Source organism: Pararhizobium sp. IMCC21322, from assembly GCF_030758295.1.
Lineage (GTDB): Bacteria > Pseudomonadota > Alphaproteobacteria > Rhizobiales.
Map to the genome: position 1 here is coordinate 658,021 of NZ_CP132335.1, position 12,869 is coordinate 670,889.

The 12,869-nt window shown below is 53.9% G+C and carries 12 protein-coding genes; 6 read left to right on the forward strand and 6 right to left on the reverse strand.

Going from position 1 to position 12,869, the window contains the following annotated elements:
* Positions 1-3: 3 nt before the first annotated feature.
* Positions 4-954, forward strand: coding sequence for a carbohydrate kinase (locus RAL91_RS03250; protein WP_306259669.1), 951 nt, complete (start codon positions 4-6; stop codon positions 952-954).
* A 138-nt stretch (positions 955-1,092) separates the two neighbouring features.
* On the opposite strand, the gene RAL91_RS03255 is transcribed toward RAL91_RS03250, so the two are convergent.
* From RAL91_RS03255 to mscL, 3 genes are all read right to left on the reverse strand, one after another.
* A complete protein-coding gene (locus tag RAL91_RS03255) occupies positions 1,093-1,593 on the reverse strand; it encodes a response regulator (RefSeq protein WP_306259671.1) in 501 nt (166 codons plus the stop codon).
* 150 nt (positions 1,594-1,743) lie between these two features.
* Positions 1,744-2,910, reverse strand: coding sequence for a pyridoxal phosphate-dependent aminotransferase (locus RAL91_RS03260; protein WP_306262759.1), 1,167 nt, complete (start codon positions 2,908-2,910; stop codon positions 1,744-1,746).
* Positions 2,911-2,982: 72 nt separating this feature from the next.
* Positions 2,983-3,399 (reverse strand): large conductance mechanosensitive channel protein MscL, encoded by a 417-nt coding sequence (gene mscL, locus RAL91_RS03265; protein ID WP_306259673.1) that lies wholly within the window; start codon positions 3,397-3,399, stop codon positions 2,983-2,985.
* Between the two features lie 156 nt (positions 3,400-3,555).
* Between mscL and RAL91_RS03270 the strand changes: the two genes are divergently transcribed.
* A complete protein-coding gene (locus RAL91_RS03270; protein WP_306259675.1) occupies positions 3,556-7,143 on the forward strand; it encodes a PAS domain-containing hybrid sensor histidine kinase/response regulator in 3,588 nt (1,195 codons plus the stop codon).
* Between the two features lie 119 nt (positions 7,144-7,262).
* Here the strand turns inward: RAL91_RS03270 and RAL91_RS03275 are convergent, their stop codons facing one another.
* Positions 7,263-7,943, reverse strand: coding sequence for a response regulator transcription factor (locus RAL91_RS03275; protein WP_306259677.1), 681 nt, complete (start codon positions 7,941-7,943; stop codon positions 7,263-7,265).
* A 337-nt stretch (positions 7,944-8,280) separates the two neighbouring features.
* Here RAL91_RS03275 and RAL91_RS03280 point away from each other — a divergent pair, with 337 nt between their 5' ends.
* Both RAL91_RS03280 and RAL91_RS03285 read left to right on the forward strand, forming a co-directional pair.
* Complete coding sequence (locus RAL91_RS03280) at positions 8,281-8,649, forward strand: hypothetical protein (protein WP_306259679.1); 369 nt, start codon at positions 8,281-8,283, stop codon at positions 8,647-8,649.
* Entirely contained in the window at positions 8,649-10,463 is a 1,815-nt protein-coding gene (locus RAL91_RS03285) for a hypothetical protein (RefSeq protein ID WP_306259681.1), read from the forward strand. Before RAL91_RS03280 ends, RAL91_RS03285 begins: the two co-directional genes overlap by 1 nt.
* 54 nt (positions 10,464-10,517) lie before the next feature.
* Here RAL91_RS03285 and RAL91_RS03290 read toward each other — a convergent pair whose 3' ends face one another.
* Both RAL91_RS03290 and RAL91_RS03295 read right to left on the reverse strand, forming a co-directional pair.
* Positions 10,518-10,817, reverse strand: a complete 300-nt coding sequence (locus RAL91_RS03290) for a hypothetical protein (protein ID WP_306259683.1) — start codon at positions 10,815-10,817, stop codon at positions 10,518-10,520.
* Between the two features lie 15 nt (positions 10,818-10,832).
* Positions 10,833-11,243, reverse strand: coding sequence for a hypothetical protein (locus RAL91_RS03295; RefSeq protein WP_306259685.1), 411 nt, complete (start codon positions 11,241-11,243; stop codon positions 10,833-10,835).
* Positions 11,244-11,396: 153 nt separating this feature from the next.
* On the opposite strand from RAL91_RS03295, the gene RAL91_RS03300 reads away from it, so the two are divergent.
* Together RAL91_RS03300 and RAL91_RS03305 are read left to right on the forward strand one after the other, a co-directional pair.
* Entirely contained in the window at positions 11,397-11,756 is a 360-nt protein-coding gene (locus tag RAL91_RS03300; RefSeq protein ID WP_306259687.1) for a DUF952 domain-containing protein, read from the forward strand.
* Positions 11,753-12,838, forward strand: a complete 1,086-nt coding sequence (locus RAL91_RS03305; protein WP_306259688.1) for a quinone-dependent dihydroorotate dehydrogenase — start codon at positions 11,753-11,755, stop codon at positions 12,836-12,838. The genes RAL91_RS03300 and RAL91_RS03305 overlap by 4 nt, the downstream gene beginning before the upstream one ends.
* Positions 12,839-12,869 lie beyond the last annotated feature (31 nt).

Consider the following 12,869-nt stretch of genomic DNA (forward strand, 5'->3'; position numbering starts at 1 on the left):
CAAATGCCAAAACTCCATATTTGCGGCGAAGCACTGATCGATTTTGTACCGTTCGAAGGTGCTGAAGGTCAGGTCGGATACACACCAAAACCAGGCGGCTCGCCTTACAACGCCGCAAAGGCGGCGGCTCGTGCAGGTGCGGATGTCAGCTTTCTGGGGGCCATATCAACTGATTTTTTTGGCGATCAGTTGAAATCCCATCTGGAGGAAAGTGGTGTCTATTGTGACGCGCTGCCGCGCTGCAAACACCCAACCACCCTGGCATTTGTAGATCTGACAAGCGGTGATCCGCGCTATGCCTTTTACAACAATGAAACATCCACCGCCAATATGGCACCAGATCCAACCATGGTTGAGGTCGGGCCTGGCGATATTCTTGATGTGGGGTCAATTTCCCTGATTGATCTTCCCGGTGCCGACAACATCACGGATTTTACGGTCGCCATGAGCGATCGGATGATGATCTCAATCGATCCCAATGCGCGTCCCGGCATGATTGAAAACTGGTCGGCCTGGCACAAACGCATTGCGCGTCTGCTGGAGGTCGCAAGCATTATCAAGCTCAGTGTGGAAGATCTGAATATTATTGCACCCCATCAGACAGCGGTGCAGTTTGCCAAGACCTGTCTGGCAAAATCGGCAGGGCTGGTCGTCATCACAGATGGTGGTGAGGGCGCTACGGGTTACACCGGTGCTGCAACAGTTAAAGTGAAGACACCAAGAATTGTTCTTGCTGATACAGTGGGCGCAGGTGATACGCTGATGGGGTCCACTCTGGCATGGCTTCTTGACCAGGGTCTTTCTGACGCCGAGGCGTTACGTAGCCTGAATGAAGATGCTCTGAAAAACATGCTTGAATTTGCCACAAGTGCCGCTGCCATTAATTGCCAGAGTGTCGGGTGCAACCCGCCGACACGGGCTGAAATTGAAGCTTTTCTGGCTGATGGGCTCTGACACGGGAAGCAACAGAAATCTGAAGCAAAAGCCGGCGGGAGCGCATTCGCACTCGGAGGCGACTTTTTTGCGATGGCGGTGCTAATGGTGTCTCCAGCAAAACTCTAAGAAGCTGCTCTGGATCACGTTAAATTCCGGTCAGATCATGAATGCTTCTTCGCCTTCAATCAATTCCGGCTTGGTCTCTTCTTCCGGTGGTTTTCCGTTTCTTGGCATGGGGCCAAAATAGGATGCAGTCCGCACGAAGGGGCGTGGCTTCATGACAACCGAAAGAAGCCTTTGATAAACCGGTTTCGCAGCAATCGGTTTGCACAGCAACTCATGGATGCCAAGTTTGGTAGCATGTTCAACACGCTCAAATTCGGTATGTGAGGTAACCATGATAACCGGAATGTAGGGATGCGGTGCTTCCTTTTTGCGAATATTGCGCATGACTTCCGGCCCGGACATGACCGGCATTTCCCAATCCAGAAACAGGATATCGGGCCTTTGCCCTTCTATCAATGCCAGGCATTTCTGCCCGTCTTCAACTTCGAAAACATCCCGAATGCCAAATCCCAGAAGCACGGACCGCAGTGCTGTTCGAAAGAACGCACTGTCATCGGCAATGGCCACGTTGAGATTTGAAAAGTCGTACAAGATAAAAGCCCTTGAGACAGGAAGGGCTGATATGTGGCATCGAAAGCCTTAAAACTTCGCAAAATATATGGCTGACTATAGGCAATAACCGATTTTTTGGGTTGAATTTTCTATGTCTGGGAACAATGAGTCCGCAATGCAATTAAAGGTTTAGTTATCTGGCGCAAGCCAGGCGGTTAAACCGTTGGTTGCGGTGATCAAGTCGTCGTGATTGCGCGCAAAGCACATGCGCATGAAGCCCGCACCTCCAGCCCCGAAGGCTTCGCCCGGCGACATGGCAACCCCGACGTCATCCACTAACCTGATACCCAGCTCCATTGTATCGGGAAAGTCATTCAGGCCAAAAAACAGGTAAAAGGCCCCACGGGGTCGTTCAAGACGGATTTTCCCCGTCGCTTCAAGGGCATCGCAAACAAGGTCACGTCCCTTGTGGCAATCCGCGACCTGTGCATCGACGAAACTGTCGCCGTCATTGAGTGCCGCAATCGCAGCACGTTGCATAAAGGCGGCAACGCCTGACGTGGAATATTGCACCAGGTTTTCGAAAACCTGTTGCAGCGCGGGTGGCGCCGAAATCCAGCCGATGCGCCAACCGGTCATGGCCCAGTTTTTTGAAAACGTATTGACGAACAGAATTTTATCGTCTGGTTCCATAATATCATAGAAGGATGGCGCACGGGCACCGCTATAGAAGAACCTGTTATAAACCTCATCGGCGATGATCCACAGATCATGCTTGCGGGCAAACTTCAGCAGGGCACTCAATAGGTCGGCATCTGCAACCCAGCCTGTTGGGTTGCACGGCGAGTTCACGAACAGCGCGCGCGTTTTCGGCGTGATGGCCGCTTCCAATGCATCAATATCCAATGTCCAGGACTGACCGTCAAACTGCATCGGAACGCTGACCGGTTTTGCCCCCATTACACCAAGTGCCGCTGCAAAATTCGGCCAGGCGGGTGTGGGCACCAGAACCTCTTCTCCTGCACCGGCAACGGCTTGAATGCAAAGCTGGATGGCTTGCATGCCTGAGCCAGTCACAATAAACCGGTCAGCTGCAAGATCGCGGTCAAAATGCCGCTGATGGTAGTCTGACAAAGCCTGCCTCAGTTCTGGCAGACCCTTTTGATAGGTGTAAAATGTTTCGCCCTTTGCCAGAGAGTCCGTGGCAGCCTGGCAAATGAACTGAGGTGTCGGCTGATGGCCTTCACCAGCAACCAGCGGAATTATAGGTTTCCCGCAGGTTCTTGCATGGTTCATGACCCTGATTATGCCGCTTTCTGCCGAATAAGCAGCTTCGGGGCGTAATGCGCTCAGCATAAAATTGTCACTCACAGCCAACTCCGTGATGTCGGACAGACTAAATGCTCCAGACGCAAGCAATGCGCCAGATTACTTCTTGGCAAGAAGGTCGCGGATTTCTTCCAGAACTTCCACTTCGGGTGGCTTTGTGGCCACTGGTGCCGGCTTTGCTTCTTCCTTGCGTTTCATGGAATTGATGGCCCGAACAGCCATAAACAACACGAACGCGATGATCAGGAAGTTGACCGTAGCGGTAATGAAATTACCATAGGCCAGCACGGCGCCCTGCTCTTTGGCAGCATCCAGTGTGGTGGCATCAACGTTAGAGGCAAGGCCGACGAAGAAGTTGGAGAAATCGACGCCACCGGTGATCGCGCCAATGATAGGCATGATGACGTCATCCACCATCGATTTGACGATTCCGCTGAATGCTGCGCCGATGATCACGCCGATGGCGAGATCCATGACATTGCCCTTCAAGGCAAATTCTTTAAATTCCTTAAGCATGTTCACCCCTTGATTTTGCTTGTGTAAGGAACCGGATACATGCCCCAAAACAGGTGGCAAAGGCAAGTAAGACCTCAACTATGTAATGACTTTCACCATTTCAGTTCCGCAGCTACAGTGGCGTAACAAAAGAATACTCCTCGGGAGGAGAAGGGAATGCTGGCCGGTTGGGTCGTCGTTGCGACGGCACTATTTTACATTGTGCTTCTGTTTCTGGTTGCAACCTATGGCGATCGCGCATCACGACGCAAGTCGCGCTCCAACCCGGGATTTGCTCAGCGTTTTTCTGCACGACCCACACTCTATGCGCTCTCTTTGGCCGTTTATTGCACCAGCTGGACGTTTTTCGGCTCGGTTGGCCTGGCAGCCAGAACGGGATGGGACTTCATCGGCATCTACACCGGCCCCATACTCGTCTTCACTGTGGGCTATCCATTGGTGCGCCACATTGTTGCCGTTTCCAAAACCGAGCGCATCACATCTGTCGCGGATTTCATTTCCGCGCGTTATGGCAAAAGCCAGACCGTGGCCATGGTCGCAACCCTGATCGCGGTTGTAGGTTCGGTTCCTTATATTGCCCTGCAATTGAAAGCCGTCTCGACATCTCTGGCAGCAACAGTGCTGCGAACGGAGAGCGGTCAGGCAGCAGATTTATCCGTGCCGATTATCGGCGACGTCGCATTGCTTGTGGCCATTGCAATGGCGCTCTTTGCGGTCCTGTTTGGAACCCGGCACAGCGATGCGACAGAGCACCAGGAAGGTCTGATGCTGGCTGTGGCCACGGAAAGTGTGGTCAAGCTGATTGCCTTTGTCAGTGTTGGCGTATTTGTCCTGACAATCCTGTATGACGGGCCTGCCGATCTGTTCCAGGCCGCCGCTGACGCAGGCAACATTCTGCCGCTTTATGAAGGGCCCCTGAATTGGGGGCAATTGGCTGTTTTCACGCTGCTCAGCAGCTTTGCTGTCTTGCTGTTGCCTCGGCAATTCCATGTCACCGTCGTGGAGAACAACAATGCCAGCGAGTTGAAGCGGGCTGTCTGGCTGTTTCCACTGTATCTGCTGGCCATCAATCTGTTCGTGGTCCCCATTGCAATTGCGGGTCGGTTGACCCTGGGGCCGGATGTGAGCGCTGATCTGTTCGTGGTCGCTCTTCCGCTCTCCACCCAATCGGTGGGCTTTGTCATCATCGCCTTTATCGGTGGTCTTTCTGCCGCCACAGCCATGGTTATTGTGGCAGCTGTTGCGCTGTCGATCATGATTTCCAATCAGATTGTCCTTCCGATCCTGTTGCGTCGTTCACCCGAAAAATTTGCTGGTTGGGACATGACCCGGACCGTATTGGTGGTGCGCCGGATTGCTATTTTTTTCGTGCTGGCGCTGGGCTATCTGTATTATGAACTGGCCGGTGACAGTGCAGCGCTGGCGTCCATCGGATTGTTGTCATTTGCCGCCATTGCGCAACTGGCTCCAGCTTTTCTGGGTGGGTTGTTCTGGCGTGGTGCAACGGCGCGCGGCGCTGTTGCCGCAATGGTGATGGGGTTCGCGGTCTGGTTTTACACACTGCTGCTGCCAAGCTTTGCCCATAGCAGCGGCGCTTTGGCGGCACTGCTGGCAGAGGGACCTTTTCAATTGTCCTGGCTGCGCCCCGAACATTTGTTTGGCAGTGATCTGCCACCACTCACTCACGGGGTACTTTGGTCTCTTGCCGCCAATGTATTTGGCTATGTCGCTTTGTCCCTGACGCGGCAACCATTGCCACTGGAACGGCTGCAGGCGGACAGCTTTGTGCATAACAATCTGCCAAACACGGGCACCTTGCTGGCCCAGCGCAAATCCTGGCGTGGAAATGTAACAGTCGAGGAATTGCAGCAGACGATTTCCCGTTATCTTGGATCGGAACGCACGGAACGCGCCTTCAAGGCCTATGCAAAAGACAATCGTGTTGATCTGACACCATACATTCTGGCGGACTCTGCGCTGATCAGCCACTCCGAGCAATTGTTGGCGTCCGCCATCGGAGCAGCGTCTTCGCGGCTGGTCCTGTCCCTGCTTATGCAGAAAACTGACGCCAAAGGGCGTGTCCCGATTGGGCTTTTGGATGATGCCTCACAGGCGATTCAATACAACAGAGACCTGCTGCAAAGCGCGTTGGATCATGTGTGGCAGGGCATTGCCGTGTTTGACATCAATCTGCGTCTGATTTGCTGGAACCAGCATTTCAGAGGGTTCCTGAACCTGCCAACCGAGTTTGGTCAGGTTGGCACCTCTCTTGGCGATGTTGTGCGTTTTGGGGTTGAGAACGGCCACTACGGATCAGGCAATCCTGCAACCATGATTGACAGCCGCCTGAAGCAATTGGTGGAAGCACCGAGTATCTTTGAAGAGACGTTTCAACCAACCGGCCAAATTCTGGAAGTGCGCACCAACCGCATGCCCGATGGCGGCATAGTGGTGACCTATACAGATGTCAGCGAGCGGGCAGCCAGCAAGCGCACGCTGGAAGAGGTCAATCATGCTCTGGAAGAGAGGGTCAAGGTGCGAACTGAAGAGCTGACCCAGCTGAATGCGCAGCTGGAACACGCCAGCCAGATGGCCCACGAAGCGAATGTCGGCAAAACAAAATTCCTCGCGGCTGCCGGTCACGATATTCTCCAGCCGCTGAATGCTGCCCGGCTTTACACAACGGCGTTGGGTGAGCTTCTGACCGATGAAAGTCATCTGAAAAGCGCTCATAATATTGAAGCGGCTTTGGGATCGGTTGAAGACATTTTAAGCGCGTTGCTGGATATTTCCCGGCTTGATGCGGGCGCCACAACCACGGAGATCACCGTGGTGTCGCTGGACGATTTACTGGAGAAGCTGCAGGTTGAATTTTCGCCGATGGCGGAAGCCAAAGACCTGACATTTCATGTGATCAAAAGTCGGCTACATGTGCGCTCTGACAGACGCTTGCTGCGCCGATTGCTGCAGAACCTTATTTCAAATGCCATCAAATACACGCCGCAAGGGCGTGTGACCGTCGGCTGCCGCCGACACGATCACACCACAACGCTGCATATCTATGACACGGGCATAGGGATTCCGCTTTCCAAGCAAAAAGAGATATTCGGAGAATTTCAGCGGCTGGAATCCGGAATAAAGGAGGGCCCGGGCCTGGGTCTGGGTCTGTCAATTGTTGAGCGTCTTTCTGACATTTTGAAACACCCGATAAGTCTTGAATCGCGCATCGGCATGGGAACACGTTTTTCAGTGACAATGCCGATTGCCCAAGCCGTCGCGCTGCCGCAAACGGCAGCATCAAAACCCGTGGCACCGCTGGCCCGGTTGGAAGGAACGCTGATCCTGTGCATCGACAATGAAGTCCAGATTCTGGATGGAATGCGCAATCTGCTGGAAGGGTGGGGCTGCAGAGTGTTGATCGCCTCCAATCAGGACGAGGCGACCCAGGTCATTGAAGCAGAGCGCAAACGGTCCGGCGATTTACCTGATGTCATTCTGGTGGATTATCATCTTGACGGTGACATACGGGGTGTTGAAGTGCTGGCAAGACTGCGCTGGCGCTTTAAAAGTGGCTTGCCTGCCGTATTGATCACAGCAGACAGGACGGCGTTTGTCAGAGATGAAGCGGCGAGGAAAGATATGCCGATCCTGAACAAACCTTTGAAACCAGCCGCGCTGCGCAGCCTGTTACAACAATTGGCGCGCACCGGTCATCCCAAAACCAACGCCCCTGCAGCGGAGTAGGCTGCATGAACAAATTACGCTCCAGCATCATCCGCAGTTGATCTTCCTGGAAGAATGCCGGGAACTACAGGCAACAGCAATCTCATGGGCTGGGCAGCACTGAGTTGGCAAAACTGTGCTTAGTTGGCGGTGTCGCCCCCTGCGGTAGTACCCTGCCATTGACCGGCTTCAATCCTGGCTGCAGCAATCACGGCCTGGGTTCGACTGTCGACATTGAGTTTTTGTAAAATGGCTGACACATGCGCCTTGATTGTCGCTTCCGAAACGCTGAGTTCATAAGCAATCTGCTTGTTCAGCAAGCCTTCACTTAACATCATCAGAACTCTGACCTGCTGAGGTGTCAGCGTGGAGAGGCGCGCTACCATATTTGCGGTTTCATCATCAATCGGAGCGTCGGGATCATAGTCGTCCGGCAGCCAGATTGCGCCGCCCAGCACGGCATCAATCGCTTCTCGCATCACGTCAATGCCCATCGACTTTGGAATGAAACCGCTGGCACCCAGCTCCATACAGTGGCGCATTGTCAGCGGGTCTTCCTTGCCGGAAACAACAATAAGCGGGACAGCGGGATATTGCGCCCGCAAATACATCAGGCCCGAAAATCCCCGTGCACCCGGCATCGACAGATCAAACAGAATGAGGTCGGTGTCAGGTTGCGCATCAAGGCTCGCCGTCACTTCATCCAGAGTGCCAGCTTCATGAATAGATGCATCGCTGAACAAGCCTTCCACCGCCTGCCGCAATGCACCGCGGAACAGTGGATGGTCATCTGCAATAATAATGTGCTGAAGATTTGTCATATTCTGTGCCTAAGCTTGCAGATGTAAGCCCCGACACACTCCCCCATATTTTGTTATATGCGTGTCAAGCATTGAGACTGTTTTGTAGCACAACAGGCAAAAAATGCACGTCCGGTTCACACAAATCACCCTGTATTGCGCCTCATAGGACTGGCAGGCAAAGACAAACGGCAGGAATTGCGTTAGAAAACCCATATTGGCCGGGGCCTGCGGCGGTATGATTCGTCGCGGAGCGTTGGTTGGCGAAGTGATTCCGTCCCAGAACACAGATACAGAGTACCGGCAAGGCAGAATGTCAAAACCCTATTGGCGCTCAGCAACATTAAGAAACTGGCTTATGGCCCTGTTGATTCTGACGGCCCTTTTTGGCGCGCCACTGGCGGCTGCCCGATTGCCGTCAGACCTGATCATGGGCCTGCCGGCAACGCTGGTATTTTTTGCCATTGGGATGCCCCTGCTATTTTTGATTTTGGCCATTTTCAAGATCAGCCTCCAACATGGTCTCGATCGAAACTATGAACTGGACAGGGAAGATCAGTTGCTGCGCAGGCGCGTACCAAAGCGCCTCAAATCCTTTCCGGTCAAAGCCATCGATGTGCCTGACCCGGATATCCCTGTTACCAAAAGCAAGCAGTCTGACGACGATGCAAAGCTGCATGAGATGACCGACATTAGCCAGAACAGCCGAACGCAGGTGGCTGAATAATGCGGCTTCGGGTTCTCAATTCCTTCCTGCTTGGCACCATTATTCTGCTTGGAATTCTTGGCCTCCTGGAGCGGCTTGGCCTCTCCAGTGATCTTGTAACCCGCCTTCTGTTTGCGCTGCTGCTTGTGTCACTGCTGTTTTCCGGCGTGCGGGCGCGCAGCGTTCGCACTACCGATATGTTTGTTGATGGCTACCGCATGACGCCCATGCCAAACGGGCTTGCCATGGCGATGATTGCCACCGGCGCTCTGGGCTACAGTTTTTGGCCAGGTGACGTGTTCGCCAATCAATTGAGTGGATTTACAGTTCCGCTGGGCGTTGTTGGCGGCGTGGCGTTGATGGGCGCCCTGTTTGTTCCGTTTCTGCGGCGCGCGGATGTATTAACTCCCATGGAGTTGTTGCAGCAACGCTTCAACTCCCGCACTTTATTATTGTTGGCCACCGTCATTTCAGCGGTCGCGATCATCAGCGTCCTTATCGGACAGATTTCTTTCCTGTTCGGCCTCAGCGCCCGTTTCACAACGGTGTCCGCAAATTCGGCGCTGATTGTCATTCTGGTTGGTGTTTCACTGCCGCTGGTGCTGGGCGGTATGCGGGCTGCAAGCTGGCTGCAGATGACAATGGCCGTGCTGGTGGGCTTTGGCTTTTTATTGTTTTTGGCATGGATTGCGTTCGATCTGACGGGCCTGCCGATGCCTCATCTGTCGGCCAGTGATGCCTGGACCGCAACCCGATTGCTGCAGGAAGATGCCGTGGCACGGCAATTGGCTCAGCCGTCGGATGTCAGTTGGCTCGAAATTCTGCCGACCGACTGGCGGGCGGTCAGCCTTGGCATGGTTGGTGTCGCGCTCGGCGTAAGCGCATTTCCCCCACTTCTGGCGCGCGCTCAAACCACACGAACCGCCAAGGAAAGCGATTCCAGCATCGGCTGGGCTCTGGTGTTTCTTCTGGCACTTGTCTGCACCTTGCCGGTCTATGCAATCTTTCTGAAGTACCAGATCACGCAATCAATCACCGGCATGTCAGTCATCGCTCTGGGGCGTGAAGCGCCTTTTCTGTTTTCCGCGACATCAGGTGTGTCCCTGTGCGGCACCGCAGTGTCAAACTTGCAGGACTTCATTACGGCCTGTGGTGATGGCCACAGATTGACCGCGTCGGATTTGCAGATTTCGCCAATCGCATTCATGACGGCTCTGCCGGACATCATTGCCGGCCTCGGGCGGCCTGTTCCGCAAACTATGGCTGCAATGCTGGCTTGCGGAGCGCTGGCAGCCTTGGTGGCGGTTGTGTCTGCCTGTCAGATTTCCCTGTCGCATCATGTGGCACTTGATCTTTATGCCAAGTTTCTGGGCACCAGCGCTCCTATGAGCCGCATTGTTTTTCTGGTGCGTTTGTCAGTGCTGTTGGTGGCCTTTGGCATTTATTGGCTTTTCACCTGGCCACCGCTTGGGCCGTTTTTACAGCAACCGGAAACACTGATACTGGCTGGACTTGCTCTGGCAGCTGGCGGCCTGTTCCCGTCCTTTTTACTTGGAATCTGGGTTGGTCGAGCCGGGCAGATAGCGGCTCTGGGAGCCATGATTGTGGGAACAGCCATCACCATTGCAATGTTGGGTGTTTTGATAGGGCTTGATCAATTTGACAGGGTCGCTGCAGAACTGCTGCCGCTTATTGGTGAAACCTATCCTATTGCGGCAGCGGGCCTGCCGGGCGCGATTATCGGTCTGGTGACAGGTCTCGTGCTTTCGGTTGTGGCACCGACCAGGAAGCCGGATATCATCAGTGCCAGACTAAGTGGCCAATCCGAGATCTGATTTTCGGGCCGAACGCAAATCCGGTCAAACGTTGCCGTATAAACAAGAAAAGCCCTAGTTTGCTAGAGCTGTGCGCAGTCGGGTTAGGCCGCGCAAGACAAACCACAATGCGGTCACAACATTTCCAAGAACGAAGATCGGCAGCAGCCAGATAAGCGCCACCTTCTTGTCGGGTTCAGCGTAGAAAATCACCACTGCGGACAGCAGAAAGCCCAGATACAAATCCACCATGGAAACAATGCCCCATGGCTTGCCAAGAAGAAATTCTCCTGCAGCGCCAAAATCACCAGCGGCAATGGCCCAAAAAATGAGGCCTGTCAGAAGCAGACCAAGGCCACTGATCAAAACTTTCATACATGCATCATGGCGCTATTGGGCCATGTCCTTTTTCATATCCTGCACCATTCCAAAAAATCGGCGCATAAACTTCTCACTGGTATCTAGAGCGTCTTCAAGTTCGGTCAAATCCGGCCTGTCGAGCTTCTCGGCTTCCAATTGTGCCACACGGTCTTCAAGATCCGCAACGCGGCCAGCCAGCGAGGCATCAGCTCCGGATGATTGAACTTCAATGGCTGTGCATTGCCAGACGCTGTTGTCCTGCTCGCAGCGCGCAATAGCGCCATTTTCCAGGTCTACGCGCAAATAGGCTTTTCCACCGTTCTCATTCAGCTCGATCATCTGAAACCGTTCTGCCTGCGCTGCAGCCGCGCTGAGTGCGAAAATGGTAACAACAGTCGCCGCCACTAACCGGCCGACCGGCCGTTTTATGAAGCTTTTCATGATGGTCTCCTTCAAATATGGGCTTTTTGCTGCTCACTATCAGCCGTGAAGATGGCAAGGTCGTGATTGACAGGCAGCGTTGTATTTTGGTTCAACAAATATGGGCGTTGGGGTCCAATCAATGTGGACCATATTTCGGGCAAAGCATTTTTCATGAATGACAGATTTATCTTTAAATTATTGACGCAGGATCAATGGCAGTCCTTTCAGGCGGAAATGACATTCAAAGGTGCGCCGGTTGATCTTGCAGATGGGTATATTCATTTTTCTAGCCGCAAGCAGGTGGCGGAGACAGCACAAAAATATTTTGCCGACGAGCCGGGAGTTGTCTTGGCCGAAATTGCGGTTGATACCCTGCCACAGTCGCTGAAATGGGAACCGGCGCGCAAGGGCGCGCTCTTCCCGCATCTTTATGCAGATCTGCCATTGGCAAGTGTGGGCCGACACTGTGTTCTGACCCGCAGTGAAGATAGCCGTTTTCAGTTTCCAGTCTGGGCACAGGCTAACGCATGAGCGCTTTTCTGCAAATTATTGCGCAACGGGGGCTCAAATTGCTGGGTCCGGAATTGGCGCATGATGTCAGCATCAAGGCGCTCCGCTCCGGGTTGTTTCCCAAAAGCGCCGTCAAGGATGATCCGCGGCTTGCCGTTCAAATTCTTGGGCAGCGTTTCCCCAACCCGATCGGCATGGCGGCAGGTTTTGACAAAAATGCACTGGTGTATAATCCGTTGCTGCAAATGGGATTTGGCTTTGCAGAAGCGGGAACAGTAACGCCGCTGGCGCAGTCCGGCAATGCAAGTCCCCGCGCGTTTCGCCTGCGCGATCATGAAGCCATTATCAACCGCTACGGCTTCAACAATGAGGGCATGGAGGCTTTTGAACAAAGGTTACAGGAAACGCCCCCCGCCGGTATTTTGGGCATCAATGTTGGTGCCAACAAGAACACTGAAGACAAGGCTGCCGATTATGCAGCCTGTATTCGCAAGCTTGCGCCCTTGGCCTCATACATCACTGTCAATATCTCATCTCCCAACACGCCCGGCTTGCGCGCATTGCAGGTTGGCGATGCATTGGATGATCTGCTGGCGCGGGTGGTCGAGGCACGCGATGAGGCCGTGCGCGGCAATCTGCCAAAGCCATTATTGTTGAAGATTGCGCCGGATGTCAGCGAACATCAATTGGACGCCATTGTGCATTCTGTCGCCAGGCATCGGTTGGAAGGCATGATTGTGTCGAACACAACGCTGGACCGCAGCAAGGTCAAGGATGCCCGCCACGCCAAACAGGCAGGCGGCCTTTCAGGGGCACCTTTGTTTGACCGCGCCACCATTTTGCTGGCCAAAACGCGTGAGCGTGTGGGGCCGCTGCTGCCCATTATTGGCGTTGGCGGCATTTCCACGGGTGCGCAGGGCTTGCAGAAGCTGGAGGCCGGGGCCAACCTCATTCAGCTTTATACCGGAATGGTGTATCACGGCCTGCCGCTGCTACAGGATATCAAGGCGCACATGGTGGCTGAACTGGATAAGCAGAATGTGTCGCGTGTCTCGGTACTGACCGGCAGCAACATGCGCGAATGGGCCGCCAAATCCTTTTAGTCGTGACTGAGTGACGGTCGCCTGGTGAATA